Source organism: Haematospirillum sp. H1815, assembly GCF_012102705.1.
Taxonomy (GTDB): Bacteria; Pseudomonadota; Alphaproteobacteria; order Rhodospirillales; family Rhodospirillaceae; genus Haematospirillum.
The window spans coordinates 1-20,526 of sequence record NZ_JAAVTA010000017.1; the positions used below are offsets into that span (position 1 = coordinate 1).

At 59.7% G+C, this 20,526-nt stretch carries 19 protein-coding genes; 11 read left to right on the forward strand and 8 right to left on the reverse strand.

What is annotated here, in order from left to right; genetic code table 11:
- The 8 genes from HEQ60_RS10090 to HEQ60_RS10125 all read left to right on the forward strand — a co-directional run.
- A partial coding sequence (locus tag HEQ60_RS10090; protein WP_168071559.1) for a hypothetical protein occupies positions 1–1,111 on the forward strand: 1,111 nt, incomplete at its 5' end.
- Positions 1,112–1,135: 24 nt separating this feature from the next.
- Complete coding sequence (locus HEQ60_RS10095) at positions 1,136–1,426, forward strand: hypothetical protein (protein WP_168071560.1); 291 nt, start codon at positions 1,136–1,138, stop codon at positions 1,424–1,426.
- Between the two features lie 141 nt (positions 1,427–1,567).
- Positions 1,568–1,705, forward strand: a complete 138-nt coding sequence (locus tag HEQ60_RS10735; RefSeq protein ID WP_245183901.1) for a replication initiator protein A — start codon at positions 1,568–1,570, stop codon at positions 1,703–1,705.
- A complete protein-coding gene (locus HEQ60_RS10105; protein WP_168071561.1) occupies positions 1,683–3,749 on the forward strand; it encodes a hypothetical protein in 2,067 nt (688 codons plus the stop codon). Before HEQ60_RS10735 ends, HEQ60_RS10105 begins: the two co-directional genes overlap by 23 nt.
- A gap of 20 nt (positions 3,750–3,769) precedes the next feature.
- Positions 3,770–7,201 carry a hemagglutinin repeat-containing protein gene (locus HEQ60_RS10110; RefSeq protein WP_209315509.1) on the forward strand — a complete coding sequence of 1,144 codons (3,432 nt, stop codon included), beginning with the start codon at positions 3,770–3,772 and terminating at the stop codon, positions 7,199–7,201.
- A gap of 27 nt (positions 7,202–7,228) precedes the next feature.
- On the forward strand, positions 7,229–7,645 hold the full coding sequence (locus HEQ60_RS10115) for a hypothetical protein (RefSeq protein ID WP_168071563.1): 417 nt from the start codon (positions 7,229–7,231) through the stop codon (positions 7,643–7,645).
- A 118-nt stretch (positions 7,646–7,763) separates the two neighbouring features.
- Positions 7,764–7,916 carry a hypothetical protein gene (locus HEQ60_RS10120; protein WP_168071564.1) on the forward strand — a complete coding sequence of 51 codons (153 nt, stop codon included), beginning with the start codon at positions 7,764–7,766 and terminating at the stop codon, positions 7,914–7,916.
- A gap of 10 nt (positions 7,917–7,926) precedes the next feature.
- Positions 7,927–8,598 (forward strand): imm11 family protein, encoded by a 672-nt coding sequence (locus tag HEQ60_RS10125; RefSeq protein ID WP_168071565.1) that lies wholly within the window; start codon positions 7,927–7,929, stop codon positions 8,596–8,598.
- 214 nt (positions 8,599–8,812) lie between these two features.
- Here the strand turns inward: HEQ60_RS10125 and HEQ60_RS10130 are convergent, their stop codons facing one another.
- Positions 8,813–8,971, reverse strand: a complete 159-nt coding sequence (locus tag HEQ60_RS10130; protein ID WP_168071566.1) for a hypothetical protein — start codon at positions 8,969–8,971, stop codon at positions 8,813–8,815.
- A 134-nt stretch (positions 8,972–9,105) separates the two neighbouring features.
- Here HEQ60_RS10130 and HEQ60_RS10135 point away from each other — a divergent pair, with 134 nt between their 5' ends.
- Complete coding sequence (locus HEQ60_RS10135) at positions 9,106–9,372, forward strand: hypothetical protein (RefSeq protein WP_168071567.1); 267 nt, start codon at positions 9,106–9,108, stop codon at positions 9,370–9,372.
- A 74-nt stretch (positions 9,373–9,446) separates the two neighbouring features.
- On the opposite strand, the gene HEQ60_RS10140 is transcribed toward HEQ60_RS10135, so the two are convergent.
- The 3 genes from HEQ60_RS10140 to HEQ60_RS10910 form a co-directional block, all read right to left on the reverse strand.
- Positions 9,447–9,950 carry a GNAT family N-acetyltransferase gene (locus HEQ60_RS10140; protein WP_168071568.1) on the reverse strand — a complete coding sequence of 168 codons (504 nt, stop codon included), beginning with the start codon at positions 9,948–9,950 and terminating at the stop codon, positions 9,447–9,449.
- A complete protein-coding gene (locus HEQ60_RS10145) occupies positions 9,951–10,253 on the reverse strand; it encodes a DUF1778 domain-containing protein (RefSeq protein WP_168071569.1) in 303 nt (100 codons plus the stop codon).
- Between the two features lie 289 nt (positions 10,254–10,542).
- Positions 10,543–11,448, reverse strand: coding sequence for an ArdC family protein (locus tag HEQ60_RS10910; RefSeq protein ID WP_168071570.1), 906 nt, complete (start codon positions 11,446–11,448; stop codon positions 10,543–10,545).
- A 790-nt stretch (positions 11,449–12,238) separates the two neighbouring features.
- On the opposite strand from HEQ60_RS10910, the gene HEQ60_RS10155 reads away from it, so the two are divergent.
- Entirely contained in the window at positions 12,239–12,574 is a 336-nt protein-coding gene (locus HEQ60_RS10155) for a hypothetical protein (RefSeq protein WP_168023426.1), read from the forward strand.
- Positions 12,575–12,653: 79 nt separating this feature from the next.
- Positions 12,654–14,360: a recombinase family protein gene (locus HEQ60_RS10160; protein ID WP_168071571.1), complete on the forward strand. Its 1,707-nt coding sequence runs from the start codon at positions 12,654–12,656 to the stop codon at positions 14,358–14,360.
- A gap of 48 nt (positions 14,361–14,408) precedes the next feature.
- Here the strand turns inward: HEQ60_RS10160 and HEQ60_RS10165 are convergent, their stop codons facing one another.
- The 4 genes from HEQ60_RS10165 to HEQ60_RS10180 form a co-directional block, all read right to left on the reverse strand.
- Positions 14,409–14,687 (reverse strand): hypothetical protein, encoded by a 279-nt coding sequence (locus HEQ60_RS10165; protein ID WP_168071572.1) that lies wholly within the window; start codon positions 14,685–14,687, stop codon positions 14,409–14,411.
- Positions 14,688–14,689: 2 nt separating this feature from the next.
- Positions 14,690–15,370, reverse strand: a complete 681-nt coding sequence (locus HEQ60_RS10170; RefSeq protein WP_168071573.1) for an AAA family ATPase — start codon at positions 15,368–15,370, stop codon at positions 14,690–14,692.
- A 339-nt stretch (positions 15,371–15,709) separates the two neighbouring features.
- Entirely contained in the window at positions 15,710–16,897 is a 1,188-nt protein-coding gene (locus tag HEQ60_RS10175) for a calcium-binding protein (RefSeq protein WP_168071574.1), read from the reverse strand.
- A gap of 293 nt (positions 16,898–17,190) precedes the next feature.
- Positions 17,191–20,526, reverse strand: a 3,336-nt coding sequence (locus HEQ60_RS10180) for a M10 family metallopeptidase C-terminal domain-containing protein (RefSeq protein ID WP_209315510.1), incomplete at its 5' end; no start/stop codon positions are given.

Here is a 20,526-nt window from a genome sequence, read left to right on the forward strand (position 1 = left end):
CGTGGATGACAAGGCCGCAACCGTAAAGGCCGACCTGGAGCAAGCCTTCGCCGCCGCCGATGCCGCACTCAAGGCACAGATCGAGGGCACAATCACCCAAACCGCAAAAAACATAAAAGAGCAGGTGGGAGCGGCCAGCCATGTCTTGATGCAGAACGCCTTTATCAAGGCTGATCCGGACAGCGTGGTGTTCACCAAGACTGCTGCAAACGCGCTCAGCCTGAAGGCGGGAACGGCTGTGGACGTGCACGGCAAGGCCATCTCGTTTACAACCGATACGGCAGTGGTGATGCCGACCCTGACCCCCGGCACAGACTACGCCGTGTACGTCTGCGCCGATGGATCCGTTCGCGCCGATGCCAACTTCAAGGCTCCGTCCGGCTATACGGCAGACACCGCCCGCAAGATCGGCGGCTTTCATTACGCGCCCGGCGGCAACGCCACGGCACAGAAGGGCGGTGATACCACCCCGGCGATCAATCCGTACGCGCTGTGGGATCTGAAGTTCCGCCCGGCGTGCAAGGACCCGCGCGGCATGACCCTGGTGGCAGACAGCTTCTGGGCGGATATCTACCTGCTGGGCGTCAACCACCATACGGACGGCACCAGCAAGTACGGCGTCACTATTGCCGACGGTTCAAGCCCGCCGAAAATCCCGGGCCAGTTCGGGGGCGATGGCTCTAAAGCGTATAATTCGCTGAACTGGTGGGAGGCTGCCGAGGTGATGCAGGCGCATGGCAAGCAGCTACCGTCGTACGCCGAATTTGCGGCGCTGGCCTGGGGCACCACCGAGGCCTCCTCGCTGGGGTTTGACCCGGGGGCAACCGTCCTGAACGCGGCGTACACCTCGAAATGGGGCGTGATCCAGGCCACCGGGTGTCTGTGTGTGCGGGGGCGTGATTTTGGCGGTTCACATGGCTCGTCCTCGTGGGCGGTGAACACGGGGGGGCGGGGCAGTACATACCAATTGTCGAATGCCGTGCTCTTGGGTGGGCACTGGTACGATATGTCTCATCCCGGTTCTCGTTGCTCGGGCTGGAACAATGCTCCGGTGTACGTGGCTAGCCACACTAGCGCCCGTGGCGTCTGTGCCCACCTGATTCTTCTCTGACCGTCTCAACGGAGCTTTTAACAAATGACCATCATCAACACCCGTGCCGATCTGGACGCCATCAAGGGCACCCCGGCCCACGCCGAATTCATGCGCCTGCTGCGCGGCACCATGACCACCATGACCGACACCCAGACCTATCCAGAGGACTACGGCAAGCCCGAATACGACGGGCCGAAACTGGACCCGGTGTGGGTCGAGGTCGAAAGCCTGGAAACCATCACCCGCTTCGGCTTCACAAAAGAAGAGCTGATGCAGGCAAGCCCCGAAACGGGTGGTGAGATCAGTGTGCAGAAAAGTCAGCAGGAAGGCTGATAGCAAGCCCTGCACGCACACCGGGACGTGTCCCTATCCAGCCAACAAGTCCAACATCGTTGGATAAGGACACTATGCCCGTTCGGGACAATCTGGACCGCTGTTCTCTATATCATTTTAATCTACTGCATTTCGCAGATCATGGCGAAGCTGAAGAACAACGAACCTGTCTCCAAGCGGGTGCGCATCAACAGCCGGGACTTGCTGATCTTCACAAATCGTGGCACGGCAGGGAAGGCCTACGAGGCGCTGCAAGATGCTATCCATCGGTCAGATTGATCTTGTTGCCCGCACCATTGCCCTGCGTGAAAAAGCCAAGGTCAAGGGCCTCAGGCTGAACGTTGTCATGGGGACGAATACGGTTGATGCCAACAGCCTCGCGGCCGACCCGATAACCGTTGATACCCCGGCCCCGAATATCGCTCTCGATGTTGCCGCCCTAGGCGGAATGTATGCCAACCAGATTGCCCTGGTTGCCACCGAGGACGGGGCCGGCGTCAACATGAACGGCGCGATGGTCTCGGCTTCCAGCCTGACGCTTGATGCAAAAGGGCATATCCGCCTTGGATCCGGTTCCAGCCTGTCCGCCGGCACAGACACCACCATCACAACAACGGCCCGGTTTGAGAACGCCGGTACCATAAAAAGTTCAGGCAGCATTTCTGTTGCGGCTCATACGGTTGACAACACGGGCACCATCGACGCGGACACATCGGTTTCGATCGGGGCTGTTGATACCATCAAGAACAGCGGGACGATCAAGTCCGGGCAGAAGACAACCCTGGCCGCCGGGCGGCTGGTCGAGAACCGGGGCACTGTGCTCTCGGAGGGGGATATTGTCATCGACGCGCCGTTTGTTCTCAACGATGGCGGAAAGATCATTGGCAAAAACACGCTCGATATCGGCTATGCGAAAGGAGAGGGTGGACGGTCCGAATCTGTCGAGAACAGGAACGGCACCATAGAGGCCGGAAAGACGCTTCCAAATATCAAGGCCAAGTCCATTGTCAACCAGGGGACGGCCCCGACCGTCAGGATCAAGGACACGGTCAAAAAGTCAATAGAAAAGTCTGACCCCGTAAATCCGGGCGAGGATATTCGCAATCGCCTGGTGTCAGCGGATATCCTCGCGCCGGATGGTTCCGTTGACCCTGGAAAGCGTGACGATTACCTGCTCCTTCTGGAGACCTTCTTTTCCGGCACGGTCTCAAGGGATACGCCGCTGGATCCCCGTATTGTCAGCCTGCTGCGCACGTCTGCCCTTGACAAGGACAATCCCGACAGGTCGAAAGCGGCCTGGGTGGCCTACTTCCAGAACCTGAGCGGAAAGGCTGTCGAGGCCGGCGTCCCCTCTCTCGTTGATTTCATGCGCGACCTGCTGGTTGAGGAGGCGCGCGTTGTACCGGTCGTTGCTGCAGATGACAGTACCGCAGACGACAGCGCTGTTGATGAACCGGTTGTGGAGCAAGTCGACCCGTTCCCTGTCAAGGACGCCTACAGGACGCGGTATATTGCCCTCTGGGAGAAACTTGCCAGCGGACAGGCGCTGGACGACACAACCCTGTCCGCGATTGACCCGAAATACATCAAGGACGGGGCCATCCTGCCCGAAGTCAGAGCGTTGTGGCAAGCAATCCGTGCCGGTTCAGGAGCGGGCTACGATATCCTGGTGACGATCACCGAGGATGCCTTCAACGATGATGGTGTGCTGGCCACGATCCGTTCCGGAGGTGGCCTGTCTCTGGATGCCGACAGTATCCGCAATGTTTACGGAGAGATCCGGGCCGGGCAGGACCTGAAGATCTCGGCCCGGACCGTAACCAATATTGCGTTCGGGGCCAGCCGTACCCGTCACGAGGTTCACAAACGCGCCTGCTACAGCTGTCACCAAGGCACCCTTGATTTCGTCAATACCTTCGGGGGGGTGATTGAGGCCGGTGGCATACTGGATATCGAGGCGGAACAGGTCAACAACCTGACGATCGGCAGCCGCAGCGCCGCAGAGATGCTGGCAGAGATCAACAGCCAGACGGGTAAGAAAGGTCATGTTGACGAGATTCACGATCGACAGGCCGCGACAACACCCAGGCCGAGACGGGCCAAGCCCGGTCAGGAATACCGTTTCACCAGCACTCCGGGGGCAGAGACCTCCACATCGCTCACCCTGAGGGCGGATCTGTCGTTGGTAGTGCCATTCCCGAGGAACGCCCAATCCAGGTTGGGGCAGACCGGTTCCTCAGCGAGAACCTGGTTCAGGCCCTGGCATCCCCGCCGGCACTGGAGAATGGGGACGTTCCGCTTTCTGCGGCCATGGCCTTCCTGAACCGCAGGAATGGTGCGCTGGTGGCCGGGGGCACCACAACCATTACTGCCGGTGACATCAAGCAGCGCGGGGGTGGGCAGATCAAAAGCACGGGCAATACAACCCTTGCGGCCAGAACCATTGATCTGGAACGTGGCGAGCTTGCAGCCGGCGGGGCGATGTCTGTATCCGGCCATGATACCGTCCGCCTTGCCGGTACCAAGGTCAAAGCCGATGGCAATCTTGCCGTTAAAAGCCAGGCCGGTCATGTCTCGATCGAGGGGCTGAAGGAAGAAACCCGTTTTACCCGGGCTTCCTATGCCGAGCGGCGTGTGCGCAACCCGGACTGTGCTGCAGGCCGGAGCGACTGCACTCCATACAGGACTGTCCGGACAAAGGTCGGCGAGGGATCCGGAACAGCGGTTACCCATCGTGGCAGTACGGTTGATGTGGGCGGCACCCTGACGGTTGAGGCTGGTGGTACGGTTTCCGTTCTGGGCTCGAAGGTTGAGGCTGCCGGCAATACGACCCTGAAGGCCGGTCGTGATCTTGTTGTCGGTGCTACGCGCGATGAGCACACCTATGCCGGGACCGTCGGCCGAAGCACACACAGCTCGCATTCCCAGCGCTCCCGGGGATCATCAATTTCCACGGGCGGTGCCCTGACGGCTGAAGCGGATGGCTCGGTTTCCGTTATGGGGTCGAAGGTTGAGGCTGCCGGCAATGCGACCCTGAAAGCCGGTCGTGGTCTTGTTGTCGGTGCAACGCGGGATGTGTCCAGCGATGCGGCAAGCAGCCGCAGAAGCACGCGGAGTGCGTACGCGGAACGCCTTCATGGATCATCGGTTTTGTCCGGTGGCGATGTCCGCCTGTCGGGCACGGATATCGGCATCGAGGCCTCGCGGGTTTCGGCCGACGGCAGGCTGGATGTGGTGGCCGGCAACGCCCTGTCTGTGGCAGCGGGTGCGCAGGCCTCGCGCTATGCGTCCAGTTCGACCTCGAAGGGCCGGGGTCTTTTCAGCAAGAAGAAAACCGAGCATGTCAACGAGAGCCGGCTGACCTATGAAAGCAGCGTGCTTTCGGGGGGTCGCGCCGTATCGCTGGATGCCGGCGGTGACATGGAGATTGCCGGGTCCCGGATCAAGAGTGGCGGTAATGTCGACATCACGGCCCTTGGTGGCCTGCATGTCACATCACTGCACGAGCAGTATGTGCATGAGTACCGGGTCAAGAAGTCCGGTGCCTTTGGTGGCTTCCTGGGGGGAAGTGGCTTCCGTACAGAGCAGCATGCCTTTACCGGCATAAAAGGCTCTGATGTGACCTCTGTTGCGGATCTGACGACAGCATCCGGGTCTGACACCACCATCCGCGCCAGTCGTGTTTCCGCCGGTGGCACGCTGACCTTGCGGGTCGGGAAGGGTCCCTTTGCAGCCCCGGATGCCAGGCTTCACCTTCTGTCAGACACGGAACGGGATTACCTTTCGGTTTCGGAACACCGGGATGGTGGCCTGAAGTGGACCATGACAGAACGTGGCCACGAACGGGAGGTGGTCCGGCACGCCCTTCTGGAATCCGGCGGCGACTTTGTGATCGAAAGCCCGGGCGGTATCGTGGTCGAATACCGTGCGACCGGCGATCTGGCAACCGACATTGACCAGCTTGCGCAGGCTCCCGGCCTTGGTTACCTGGCAACGGTCCGGACCCTGCCGGGGGTTGACTGGAAAGGCGTGGAAGAGACCTACCGCAGCTGGCATGACCAGAAAAGCGGCATAAGTGGCGGGGCCATGGTTCTGATCGCCCTTGCCACCGCGGTCCTCACCGCCGGGGCCACGGCCAGTCTGGCTGCCAATATCGTCGGTGTTGCCGAAGTGGCGGCCGGGGCTTCGATCCCAGCGGGCATGGCCACCATGTCGATGGCCGGTGCCACCTATGCCGGAACAGTGGCCCAGCTGACGGCCATGACCATGACGAACGCCGTTCTGGCCAGTGCTGCGGGAACTGTCGCAACCTCTGTTTCCAACGGCGCCGTTTCCGGTGACATGCAGGGGGCGCTGCGGTCCATTGCCTCCAGCAACACCCTGCGATCCTTGGTGATCAGTGCCCTGACAGCAGGCCTGACACAGGGGATCAGCGACGGACTGGGGCTTGACAGCGGCATAACCAGGGCTGGATCCGAAGCCGGATCAACAGCCGCGACAACAGCCGGGGCCACAGCCGCGACAGCCGGAGCCACCGCTGCCGGGGCAGGCGTTGCCAGTGCGGCAGGGCATCTGGCCGGACTGGGGCAGACGGTGGCGCAGGCCGCGATCAACACTGGTGTGCTGGCCGTTGTGGATATGGCCGTCAACGGGGAAGGTCTGGACACTGCGGCGCGGTCGGCGCTGGTGAACGGTGCGGTTGGCGTTGTGTCGGCGCAGGTGTTCCAGGGCATCGGGGATCTGGGCGTTGAATTCGGGATCGGCGAAGGCGACGTGCGCAAGGTTCTGGTGCACGCCGCCGCCGGCTGCGGGATCGGGGCGGCAACCAGCGGCTCGTGCCTGGCCGGTGCGGTGGGGGCGGGCCTGCAGGAACTGGCCGGTCCGGCGCTGGACCAGGCGTCCGATGACGCCGCGATAAGGATCCAGCTGGCCGGTCTGGCCGGCGCCGCCGCCACCATGCTGACCGGCGCCTCGGCCAAAGAGGTTGAAGCTGCCGCCCGCATCGCCAGCCTCGCCCGGGCGAATAACCGGGAGAAGCACCCGGAAGAAGAGGAACTGGACCGGGAGATTGCGCGGGAACTGGCGGCTGCCGGCTTCGGGACCGAGCGGTCGGAGCTGGATGTCGTCCAGCAGATCACCTCGGTCATGGTGCAGCGCGGGGCCGGCCTGAAGGCGCTGTCTCCCGATGATCCTCGCTACACGGCCCGGCTGGAGGAGCTGAAGACGCTCTATCCGCGCCGGATGGAGGTCATCAGCGCCGCCATCGAGCGCGCCCGGATCCCGGACGGATCACGCTGGGAGATGCACGGTGACAAAAGGGCTCTGCCCTATACCTACACCGATGCTGATGCGATCTTTGACCGCGATGTCCCGATCGAGCCAACATACGTGATCGAGGACACTCTGTCCGTACTGGGAGCCGCCAGGACCGCCTTCACCCCGCTCGCCCGCGCCATCGGCAAGGCCGCCACCGGCCCCGCCGCACGCGTCATCGGCAAGGCCGCCGACGACGCCGGGAAAGCCGCCATCGAAAGCGGGGACAAGTGGAGCCGGGCCCCCAAAAGCCTCCAGGACCAGATGACCTTGCAGGCGGCCAGGAAAGAGGAAGGCAGACCACTCCCCATTGAATTGAATGACCCCCGCTACCAAGGCATGCAAAAGATGGAGTACAAGACCAAGTCGGCAGAGGGCAAGGACAGCGTGGTGCACTATATTCTGGATCCCAAAACCGGGGAACGGATGGATTTCAAGTTCAAGAAACACAGTACAGACTAACCCCCCGCCGGGGGCTGATGGAGAGAGATGATGAAGGTTGTTTGCAGGATCAATAATGTCGCCGATGTGCCACAGACCCATGTCCGTGACCGGCTGAGGAAATATATCCATCTGACCGACGGGGATGACAACCTGGTGATCGGCCGGGTGTACACCGTGTACGGCCTGCATTTCTGGGACAACTGCCCCTGGTTTCTCATCTGCGAGTATGATGATGACGAATACCCGGTTGCACAGCCCCCCGAGTTTTTTGACATGGTCGATGACCGGTTGTCTGCCTATTGGAAGCTGTCTTCGTCTTCCAGGGAGGGTCGTGAGGCATGGACGCAGCTTGTCTTTGACGAATGGGCGCGCGACCCCCTGTTCTATGAACGGCTCCTTGATGGCCACAAAGACGACGAGGCTGTCTTTGCACGGTACAAGAAACTGATGGACGAGGAATAACCCCCCTGCCCGCCGTGCCAACCGCATTTTCCTGCCCACCAAGGCCGAGCTGCACCCGACCCGGTCCATCCACCTGGGGCGCCACAGGGGCGAGATCAGTGAAGGTCTGGGACAAGAGATGCAAACGGTCCTGGATAAAGGGCGCCTGGAAGGGTGGACCACGCCGCAGTACCGGGACGCACTGGATAAAATCATCGCCCGGGAACGGAAGGAGTTGCGCTCCGGCGAAACCGGCCTGAACAAGAACAAACGCCCGTGGGCAGAGGATTAGGAGAACAGAGATGGCTGTTTATATATGGGAAAATCCCTACAACACAGGCAACCGCCGGATGGGTGTGCATGACAGAAAACAATCCCCGGACTGGTTTATATTCCGACAGGGGCAGCGTGTCAGCGGGGATCCCGGGGTCGGGGTGATCGAATTCGAGATGCCGTGCGAGCGGATCCGGACCCTGGACAACCTGGCCAACACGTCGGGATCGCCCGTGGTCAGCCCGCGGCTGGCGGAGATCCTGACCGCCTTTGCCCCCGACGACATCCAGCTGTTCGATGTGATCCTGAAGGCCCCGGACGGGGATGTGGAAGGGTACAAGCTGGTCAACCTCACCCACACGGTGGAAGGCGTCGACCGCGAGCGGTCGGTGCTAAAGCTATCCCCCGGCGATGACTGGATCCGGGGCTTCAGGATCCTGTTCTGCAAGCCCGGGTGCATGGACCGGCATCACCTGGCCCGGCTGGATGAGTTTCACGGCAAAATCCTGGTCTCACAGGCCCTGCGCGACCACCTGAAGCGCAGCCGGTTGCGGGGGCTGAACCTGTGCCTGCCGGAAGACTGGTACGCCGGCATGCTCAGCGACGCAGCCCTGGAGAAAATCCGCGCTCGCCACCGCGCCCTTGGTATCGCCCCCGACGGCAGCCGCCTGACCCCCGTTCCCGACAACGAAGGCCCCTGACCCTTCGCCGTCCGTTTTGCGCTGGTGAACGGTGCAGCCGACAGCGGCATTGGTGCGGCCGAGTACAAGGCCGAACAGGCAGCGCTGCTTGCCGCCGGGTTCAGTTTGCCCGCGACCACGCGGCTCCTTTTGTTGATCACCCCGATGAGTACATGGCCCCATCGGAAGGTTTCTTCGTAAAGCCACGCTAAGAAGGAGCCTTTAGCGAACATTCTCAGGTTCCCCAGTCTCTGGTAGGCTTGATGTTCAGTGATCTTGCAATTTTGCGCTCTGCGGCCCCGACCCCGGAAAGTCTGGCTTCGATAGCACGGCGGACATAATCACTCATGTCTTCGCCAAGAGCTTCAAACGTCCCCAAGCGGCATTTTGTCATGACAAAATGCGTATCCTCTATCTGTCTATCTGTTAGTTTTTTGAGCCTAAAACAGAAAAGACAGCCGAATTAATACGTTTCGCCTTTTCTATTTTAGGGTTTCTGGGCTTGGGATGGCACAAGAGGCCAAAAATTTGGGCACAGACCTTTTTCAGCCGGGAACAGCCCTTGGTATTGATACCGGCATGCGGCTGAATGAGCTTCTGTCTGTGACCCCCGCATATTTATGCATGGCACCCGGCCTTTCCGTGCGGCTGGCTGCGACAGGGACGAAGGAAAGAGCGCGTTTGATTCCGCGCACCGCCCGTGCCCGGGCCATACTGGAAAGACGCGGCGCGGCACTGGACGACAACGACGTCTTTTTTGATTATCCGCTTCTTGACATCCTCCCCTTCCTTTAGGGAGGGGAGGATGTCAATATTGTGTCCATTGAATTTCCCGTTCCAGATTCAGGCGAAATACCGTCCGGAACTCTTTATAACGGCAGTCCCCGGATGGTCGCCAGAGGCAGGAACAGCATGCGCGGCGCGTCAGGCAGTACTATGAAGCCATGGTGCTGGTAGAATGAAACGGCGGCTTCATCTTTGGCATCCACTACCAAGGCATATGCGGCTATCTCGGCACCTGCCGCGCGTGCGAGCGCGTCCGCCAGCAACGCACCACCAAGCCCCTGTCCCCTGAAAGCCTGGTCCACGGCGAGCCGCCCCATGCGAATGGCCGGTACGGTGGGATAGCGTGGCAGCTTTTTCCGGACACCGGCGGGCAGGGAGTCCAAGGCCAAGCTGGCCGCAGCAAGCGTGTAGTACCCTGCTATGCGCTGATCGTCGTCCAAGGCCACAAAACAGGCTGTCACGCGGCGTTTGATATCCTGGGTGACCTGTTTTTTCAGGTAGCGGTTGAGCGGATCAGAAACACTGTTGAACGCGGTGCGGTCGTGCTCTCGGGCCAGGGCCACAAGCCGGTACGGTGCTTTCCCCATTCAGCGGGCTTTTTTCTTTGGGGCCGAGCTGCTCAAGAGCCTGCGACGGCGATCAAAGGCGCGTTCAAGGGCTGGTGAAGGCGGCGGCGGCGACAGCAGCGCCTGCGCAAAGCATTCCTGGTCGGCCCTGGAGAGCCGGATGACCTCCGCCTGTTCTATAGCCTGCTGGGCCGCAGCCTGAACAGCGGTGACAACAAAGTCTGTCATGGTCCGCCCCTGAAGCTCTGCCGCACGCTTGAGCATTGAATGCAGGTCGGCGCTGATCCGGGCTTCAAGGCGGGCTGTGGAATTGGCTCCGGGCATGGCCTGTCCTCCTGCTACAGGAGTCAGACTATACGGCTAATTGCCGTACACGTCAAGTAGGGAAAGGCCATGGCCCCATGACGGGAAAACCATGTCCAGCGCCTGTATTTCCACGCAAAATCCATATGAGCAGATACGGCGCTTTTAGGTAGAAATCACGTCCACGCAACCAAGTGGGGATATTTTTCGCAAAACCTGTTGAAGCCTGCCTTTCAGCCCACGCCCGGGACCCGTCGTTTCCGGGACCTGCCGCCACCCCCGGCCTACGGGCGGGGGTGGCGGCGCGGCATTATGCCGCACCCTCCAATGCCTTCTTTTGCAGTCCCACAAGATAGTCCGTGGCCTTGGCCGCAGCACTGGCGGCGGCGAAAATGGCTTTCTTGTCGGCTTTCATCACGTCCAGCCAGACCTTGATATATGCGGCATGATCAACCCGGGCTTCGGGCGTAATCCCAAGGCCTGCGCAGAGGAAAGCCGCGCCAAGTTCGGCTACAAGCTCTTCCATTGCGTAGGCCTTGTCGCCAAAGCTCTTGCCCAGCACCCGGTTGCAACGCGGCTCCGGCGCCGTCCAGTGAACCAGCTCATGCAGCAGTGTTGAATAATAACTCTCCGTTGCCGTGCTGGTTGCGCTGCCGATGAACTGATCCCGCTCCGGCATCTGGATAAAATCAGCACTTGGCCGCCAGAACGCCCGCTCCCCGCCGTGACGAACAATCGCTCCCGTTCCGGAGACAAAGGAGTCAGCGTTTTCCAGAACCAGTGCCGGATCTTTTTCTTCCGGCACCGGCAACACAAAACCGTCGACTTGATCGGCGTTGAAAACCCAGCTGCTCCGGATCATGAAGCGTTTGCCCTGTTCGATTTCTCCTGTGTCTTCGTTCTCTTCCTCGACCGCGAATTCCTTGTAGAAAACAACAAAGCTTGCCTTCTCACCCTTCCGGACCTGAAATCCCTTGTTCTGCCACTGGCGATAGCTGCCCCAGACACCGGTGCTGAAGCCATGCCGACACGCCGATGCCCAGAGATTAACGATATTGATGCCGCGATAGGGCTTGGCGGTGTCGATGTTCACAGGACACACCAATCCATCTCCCCGTCGTGTCCAGGGCATCTGCCAGGGGCCAGCGCCATTTTCAATGGCGGCAATGATGCTGTCGGTGACTTGGGCGTAGATGTCGGGACGTTCGGTTTTCACGGTATGCTTTCCTCGTCAACTGGGGCCACGCCTGTCGCGGCCGTCCGATGGCGACCGAAGGCAGGGGAAAGCCGGGGGATGCACCCGAAGGGCTGGAGGGAACCGGAAGACAGCGTTTGGCCTGTTTCCTGGAGCGCAGCGATCGCGAGGAATGACCATGGGGCAGGGGAGGAAACTGGACAGACGCTGTTGCATCACCCGGTGCCGCTGCCAGGTCAGCCAATCCTGAGGACGGCCGCGACAGGCGTGGCCCCGAGACAGAAACGGGGCTGACCGTGAAAACCGAACGTCCCGTCGTCAACCGGAGCACGGACCAGCCGCCCGACCCGAAACCACCCTGCCCCTGGCAGATGCCCTGGACACGACGGAAAAGAGTCTGTCGTCCACAAGACAGCCCGTCGTTCTGCGATTAAAAAAAGATAATTTCTCACGCTTGCGTTGAGAACGGCCGGGCCGTGCGAATAAGCATCCTCATGGAATGAGGACAGGAGGTGGGCCCACCTCCTCTATCCTGCCTGTGGGTACGACGTAGAAACTTTTGGAAACTCGTAGAAACTCGTAGAAACTCGTAGAAACTCGTAGAAACTCGTAGAAACTCGTAGAATGCCACTTATATACTCGCCAATTTCATTGGTACCCCTGTTCGCAGTTATACATACCGTCTATTTGCCTTTTACATGGCTTTTACTTTCCCCACCTGCATTGACATTTCATGATGTTGTCGCTAGCTGTGAAGGCTGGGGTATCTGGTTGCGCACCCCCGCACTGTATCCAGGAAAGGACAACAGCAATGAGCAGCGTACAGGACAACGAAGCCCTGCCTTTCATAGGCAACGGTATCTTTCATGGCGTGGACTGGCTGACCGTTTCCCCGGAAGACGCTGATGACTATGACGACATTGTGCCAAGCATGGATGAGATCATCGCCCATATTCCGCCTGAACTTCTGCCGCCACGCGTTGATGTCGGGACAGCGGTTGCCATGGGCTGGGACGGTCGTGACACCGATCCTGCGGTCTCTGTTGACGAGATCTGGGAAGATGTTTACCGCATCGCCCGCAAGATTATCCGGGTCAAACGCCGCCGTGAAGCCGAAGCCGCTGCACAGGCCGCCAATGCCCCCTGATCGTCATCCGCTCTTTCCCCGTTGCCCGTCAACCGGCTAAATGTCGTGTATACATACGACACAGACCGGAGGAAACGTCATGCTGGTCGCCATTTACGCGCGCCACAGCACCGACAAACAGGACACATCCAGCGCCGATCAGGTGGCCCGGTGTATCCAGTTTTGCGCAGACAGGGGGTGGACCGTATCTCACATTTTCGCCGACGAGGCGTTGTCAGGAGCCACCATGTCCCACCGCGAGAATGCCAAGGCGCTGGTTGCCGCCGCCCTGGCCGGTGAATTCGAGAAAGTGTTGAGCGAGGACTTGTCACGCCTGTCCCGCAGCCAGTCCGATATCGCCGCGCTGTACGAGAAACTGCGCTTCATGGGGATCGATATTGAAACCATCGCGGACGGCACCATCAACGAGCTGCATATCGGTCTGAAAGGCACGATGAACGCGCTGTACCTGCGGGACCTTGCCGACAAGACCCGGCGCGGGTTGCGGGCCATCACGCTGCGCGGGAAGATCCCCGGCGGCTTGTGCTATGGCTATCGCACCAAACACCGCCTGGACGAAAAAGGCGAACTGGTCCGTGGCGAGCGCGAGATTCATCCGGGGGAGGCGGAGGTCATCCGGCGTATCTACAGCGAGTACCATGACGGCGCGATCTTGAGTGAAATCTGTGAAGGCCTGAACGACGACGGCATTGCGTCGCCGCGTGGCGGAACGTGGTCCATATCCGCTCTGGTCGGAACGGCGTCCCGGCAAACCGGCGTCCTGCGCCATACGCTGTACAAAGGCTGGATCACCTGGAACCGGCAGGAATACCGGGTCAATCCCGAAACCGGAAAACGGAACTGTGTCGTACGGCCTCAAAGTGAATGGCTGCGGATACCGGTTCCGGAGCTCGCGATTGTGGACGAGGACCTGTTCGATGCGGTCCAGCGCATGATTGAAGACCGGTCTTCCATGCGTCATATCCGCGCCGCCGATGCCAAGGCCCGCAGCCGGGAGCGGGCGATGGAACGCCAGCGCAAGGCCCGCTCGCTCCAGATGAAGACCGGCCAGACCGGAAGCTGGTTCTTCACGCGCCGTTTGCGGTGCGCCGAAACCGGCCACCCGCTGACCGCCGCCCCGCCGGGTTATTATGGATCACGCCGGACCGCCTTGTGGATGATCCCGCGTGAAACCATCATTGTCCAAGGTCTGGAAGCGCTGAATACGGTTGATCTGGACACCATCCGCACCTTTCAGGAGACCCTCTCACCGGACCGCCAACGCCACGAAAGCGCCATTGAACGGCTGCAACAGCAGATCGATCAGGCAACAGATGAGGTCAGGGCACTGCTCTCGGATCTCGGAAACCGGACCAACCGCCCCGTCATCCGGTCCTTTCTGGACGACAAGGAAAAGCAGATCACCAACGCCCGCCTTCAGCTCTATACGCACCAGCGGGAACTGGACAAGCTGATTTTCCGCACCGACCTTGCCAACGAAAGCCTGAACCGCTGGAAACGCCTTCTGGCCCGCCTGAAGCACGATCCGTCCGACGGCCTGTCCACGGTTCTTGTCCGTACCTGTATCAACCGGCTGTTTGTTCATGTGGAACGCAACGCCGATGACGAGCCGGTCCGCCTCTGGTGCACGGCTGATATCAACGTGCCTGAACTGCTGAAGCTCAACACCGCCATCATGCCATGGGACCTGATCCCCGAGCCATGGTCGAGGGCCGCTACGGTCGAGGTGAAAGACATACCAAAACCGGCAAAAGCAAAGGCAAAACAGAAAAAGCAAACGGCCTGAATCACAACGCCATGCCGGGTGGTATCGGCATGGCGACCGCACAAAGGATCATGTTATTTGGTCCTGTTCCTCCCGCTCCAGTTTTTCGGCTATCGCCTCAAGAATCCATGTATGGCGGGGGATGCGGACAGTGCGCTTTTTGAGTCTGCTTTCTATGCTGCCAAGCATGTTCACAGGTATGCGCAAAGCCACCTGCTTTTCAGCAGGCGAGGGCCCATCGGATGCAGGTTGATTGATTTGGGCAACACTGCCCCCTTTGTTAATAAGAGCATCCACATCAACGCCTGATCTGACCTCTGTTTTCTGAGGCTTTCTGGCAATGGCCATCGCTACACCTCCATAGCTTCTTGATTTGTTCTTGATGCTATTTTGATATCAAAAACAAATCGGTGTAGTTTCATAATTTCGTCTACTGCCTTCTGGTCTGCTGGCTTCAACTCCACAACAGAAAGCCCGTGCGCGGCTGCATTGCTGTATGCTTTCCGCCCACCCAGAGGCGTGTCGATAAAGATGAGTGCCCCCGTTTCCTGCAGTACCTCGGCGGCTGCATCGTTATCTTGTCCGCGCGGATCGGCTCTGTTCAGGAATGTATAGGCGACAAGAGCCGGATTAGCTGCCCGCATTTCTTCAACAAGCTGCCCAATGCGCTCAAGTGTCCATACATCAAAGGAACGGGGAACAAATGGCACAAGCACCGTATCCGCCACAGTGAGAGCCGCACGTTGGCTGGTGGTGTCTCTCCCCCCTGTGTCAATGATGATATCATCATACTTGTTGGCCAGCCTCTGGGTTTCCGTTCTGACGGCTGCACCCGTTAATTTGATGCTGGTATAGCCCGCACCCTTTTCCAGGGATTCATTTCGCAACGCTGTGAAGTCCGTCGATGTCTCTTGGTCATCTGCGTCAACCAGAAGCACGTCCTTGCCAGCTGCAGCACGAATAATTGCAAGATTTGTGGCAACAGTCGTTTTACCTGACCCGCCTTTTATCCCTCCAACCACAACAATCATTCTGAAATCCTCCTGATATCAATGCGGTTAATAGATATAACCGTGATTTATAAAAAAGATCAATTAGAAACTATTTTGATATCAGGGGAATATCATACTAGTTTCTAATAGACATATCTCGGGGCTTATAAGGAAGTACGGGAATATCGATTTCTGAGTTCCGGTATCCAGAGCTGTGGCTGTAATTTCATTTAGCGTCCAAAACATTTCCCCCGTCGTATGCAGGCACGGTTCATGATTTTGTTGTGGCGTCTGGATGTAGAAATGCCACGGTTTTGAGCCGTGGCATTTCTGTGTGTTGGTCAAGTACGTTCCGACAGGCAGTGTGATACCAGAGGATCAGATCAGACCGTCAGGTCCAAAATCGGCGACACCGCGCAGGGTAATGCTGAAATTGTCGGTGGCTAAGCTACCCTCTATAGCGGCATATAGGACCACCCCATCTTCAGATCTTTCCATCCACACCGATCCTTCTCGCGGCCCATCGGGGCTCCAAGGCGAGCGCCTGAACTGACCCTCTATCGCACGAATGCTAATACGGTCACCTGCAGCGGCGTCAAAATCCAGAATCACGTCATGACCAGGCAAATCTACCAAAAACTGAAATACATCGGCACCGGCGCCACCCCTTAGAAGGTCTGCGCCACGTCCACCATCCAGGGTGTCGTTGCCAGAACCGCCGTCCAGGGTGTCGTTGCCGTCATTGCCCCACAATTTGTTATTCTCTGCATCGCCAATCAGTACATCGTCACCGTTGCTGGCCCACAGATTTTCGATGTTGCGCAGGGTATCCTCGGCAATACCACCTACATAGACTGTGACGTCCTCTTCTCCGCGCAATGTTATCGTTACCGGGGCGTTTTTGTTACTAAAATAGGCCCAATCCGCCCCGGATCCACCATCTAGGGTGTCGTTCCCACTCCATCCATCCAGGTGGTCATCGCCATCTCCTCCGACCAAGAGGTCATTGCCGTCAAAGCCATCCAGGCGGTCATTACCAGCCCCGCCATACAGACGGTCATCGCCGTCATGGCCATGCAGATCATCATCGCCTCCACCCCCGTAAATGGTATCGTTGCCAGCCCAACCCAGCAAGTAGTCACCCCCATCCCCACCGTCCAGGATATCATCGCCAGACCAGCCAGACAGGGTATTATTTTTTGCATCGCCAATCAGCACATCATTACCGGATCCACCCCGAATTTCCTCGATATTGCGCAGCGTGTCCTCGGCCACACCATCCACATAGACCGTGGCATCCTCCGCACCGCGCAGCGTCACCTTCACCGGGACTCTCTTATCATAGTAAACAGCTCTGTCGCGCCCATCCCCACCATCCAGAATGTCATTACCGGCCCCACCATACAGCCAGTCATTACCACCCCCACCATTGAGGATGTCATTGCCCCCCCAGCCATCCAAGTGGTCATCACCATCCCCAGCGGTTAGAATGTCATCCGCCTCAGTCCCATGCAGCCAATCGTGATATGACCTATAATAAGTCATGGTTTTCTTTGTTGTTGTCATACGATCCCCCTTGATCCATATGGTATCGAGTACACTCCCGCAGTCCAATACTCGCACTACGATGCTATCTCAATTGTAGATGCCCCGAAAACTGCAAACTATAACTATGTTATGGTGTAAGATATTTCCCCATTTAGAGACAGTGTTAACTAAAAATATGCACCTCTCATAAATAATGGCCGTTTATGGTTTTTTTTCCGGTGTCTGGAAATGAAAACGCCACGGGTTTTGGCCCGTGGCGTTTTCTGTGTGTTTGCCGGAAGTGTTCCGGCGATTGGTGCGCCTGTATGGTGTCAGATGATCAGGGCGCTCTGTTCAAGATCGGTGACACCGCGCAGGGTGATGCTGAGATCTTCGGTGTCGGCATTGCCGTCAAGGTCGGCATACAGGACCACGCCGTCGTTGCCTTTTTCCATCCACACCGACCACGCCTGCGGGCCGTCGGGGTTCCAGCTCAGACCGGTGCCCGTGGCGGTTTTCATGGCAAGGTCGATGCGGTCGCCAGCGGCGGCATCAAAGTCCACGATCACGTCATCGCCAAACGAGTCCGCCGTATAGACAAACCGGTCGGCCCCGCCGCCGCCGGCCAGGGTGTCGGCGCCTTCGCCACCGGTCAAGGTGTTGGCCTTGTCATCACCGGTCAGGGTATCGTCACCAAACCCGCCGATGATATTTTCGATGTTGCGCAGGGTATCTTCTTCCTCGCCGTCGACCAGAACCGTCGCTGTCTTTGCGCCGGCCAGGGTGATCTCCAGCGAGCCGGGGCACCACGAATAATCGACAGTGTCGATACCGTCGCCGCCGTCGATCACGTCCTTGCCGTAACCACCGTCCAGGATATCGTCGCCGCCCTTGCCAAGCAGACGGTCATCGCCGTCCCCGCCCTTGAGGACGTTGGCACCCTTGTTCCCGGTCAGATGGTCGCCGGCAGACCCGCCGGTGACATTTTCAATATTGCGCAGCGTATCCTCGGCCCGCCCGCTGACCAGGGCCTTGCTGTCCCGGCCATCGCGCAGAATAACCGACACCGGGCCGCTGCGGTCCGCATAGTCGGCGGTATCCACGCCGTCACCGCCGTCCAGGATATCCTCTCCCTCGCCACCGTTCAGAACATCATTCCCGCCGTCGCCGTTCAGGGTATCGTTGTCGTCGCCACCGTACAGACGGTCATTGCCGTCACCGCCGTGCAAGGTATCCTGGCCGCCTTCGCCGCGCAGCGTGTCGTTCCCGGTGTGGCCGTACAGGGTATCCCAGCCGCCACGGCCCTCCAGGACATCATCTCCACCCATACCACGCAGGATATTGTCGCGGTCATCCCCGCTCAGACGGTCATCAAAATTGCTGCCATCGGCGTTGATGACCGTGGTTGTCGGATCAAGGGCAATCACGACCGGCTCCAGGCTGTCTTTTTTGCTGCCCAGGCTTCCGTTCTTGATCTGCAGGCCAAGATTGACATCCCTGGCTTCCAGATCGGACAGCCCGTTCAGGGTCAGGCTGATTTCCTCGGTTTCCGCCTGGCCGTCGATATCGCCCAGAACCTGCAGGTTTCCGTGTTCGTCACGCTGCGTCCATACGGCATAGGCCCGGCGCCCGTCCTCGCTGAAAGCCAGTCCGCCGATCTGTGACAGGTCAAGGGTATCGCTGCCGGGGGTAAAATCGGTGATCACATCGCCCACGGTATCCTTCGCCGTATCATAGGCAAAGATATCCCGCCCCTCGCCACCGGTCAGGGTATCGGCTCCGGCTCCGCCTTCCAGAAGGTCCCAGCCGGCCCCGCCATGCAGGGTGTCGTTCCCGGCATCACCCCAGATCCAGTCATGACCGGCCCCGCCGTTCAGGATGTCATCGCCGGATCCACCGGAGATGATGTCATCACCACCTTCACCGTGCAGGGTATCGGGTCCCGGTGTGCCGGAGAGGGTATTGGCCTCGGCGTCTCCCCGCCGGGTCTCGCCGGAATAGACGGTCCCGTCTTCGACAATGGTCTTGTTCTGCTCTTTCAGGGCTGTCCAGGCCTTCTCCCGCGCGGGATCCGGCAGGCCCAGGTCGGCGGCGGTCACGGTTGAGGCGGAGTCCAGGACAAGGCGGATCTCTGCGGTGGCCGCATTACCGTCCGTATCCCCCAGCACCAGCTGTCCATTCCCCTGGGTCTGGACCCAGAGAGAGCGGGCCTGCGGGCCTTCCTTGCTGAATGCAAAGGACCCGAGGGCAGACATATCCAGGCGGTCCTCGCCAGAGGTGAAATCGGTGATCCGGTCACCCGTAGTTTCCGACACCGTGTTATAAACAAAGCGGTCAGAACCGGCACCGCCGGTCAGGGTATCCGCACCCTCGCCACCACGCAGGACATCATCCCCGTCACCGCCGTCCAGGGCATCGGACCCGGCTCCGCCTTCCAGCGTGTCATGGCCGGTTCCACCCTCCAGGACGTCGTTGCCTTTTTCGCCCTGCAGCAGGTCGTCGCCGGACCCGCCCTTGAGGTTGTCGTTGCCGTCACCGCCTTCCAGCGTGTCGTTCCCGGCCTCGCCTTCCAGGGTATCGTCGCCGCCTTCACCATACAGACGATCGTCTCCGTCACCGCCGTCAAGGTGATCGTCCATGTCGCGGCCATACAGGCGGTCATCGCCGCCCTGGCCATACAGGTGGTTGTTGCGGTCATTCCCGGTCAGGACATCAGCACCGGCACCGCCCCGGGCTTTCCGGACCCCGGTCCAGTCGGTCACATGCAGCTCGACCGAATCCGTGGCCAGGCCGGCGTCAATCATGTCCCCGGCAATCCGGGTGGTGATGCCCAGGTCATCGGTCGTGAGACTCTCGACCACGCCCAGGTGCAGGTCAACCTCTGCCGTGTCAGCATTGCCGTCGGTATCACCCAGCAGGCGCAGGGATCCATCTTCGCCGCGACGCAACCATAGGGAACGAGCCCGCGGGCCCCCCTCGCTGAAGGCAAACTCACCCACCGCCGACAGGTCGATCCGGTCCTCGCCCGACACAAAGTCGGTGATCACATCGCCCCGGGTTTCTGCCGCCGTGGTGTACACAAACCGGTCCCGGCCCGCGCCACCGGTCAGTCTGTCGGCACCCGCGCCGCCATACAGGCTGTCATCGCCGTCGTGGCCATCAAGAGTATCGTTGCCGTCCTGGCCGAACAGGGCATTCTTGCCGGAGGTTCCGGTAAACACATCATCGCCCCGTCCACCGGTCATGCTGGCAATATCAGCATGCCGGCGCATGTCGGCGGTCACCCCGGTTGCCGATGTGCTGACATCCAGGGCATTGCCCCAGACCGGCATCAGGCCAAGATCAAAGGATTTCAGGCTTTCCACCCCGCTCAGGGTCAGGTCCACCTCGGCTGTTTTGGCATCGCCGTCGGTATCCCCGCGCAGGTGCAGGCCGTTTTCATCCCGTGCCGTCCACAGTGAACGGGCCCGGGGCCCTTCAACGCTGAACACAAAATCCCCGACAGCCGACAGGTCGATCCGGTCCTCACCCACCGTAAAGTCGGTAATCACATCGCCCCGGGTTTCTGCCGCAGAGGCAAACACAAACCGGTCCGCGCCGGGGCCACCGGTCAGTCGGTCGCCGTCTGCGCCACCGGTCAGCGTGTCATCGCCATCCCCGCCGGTCAG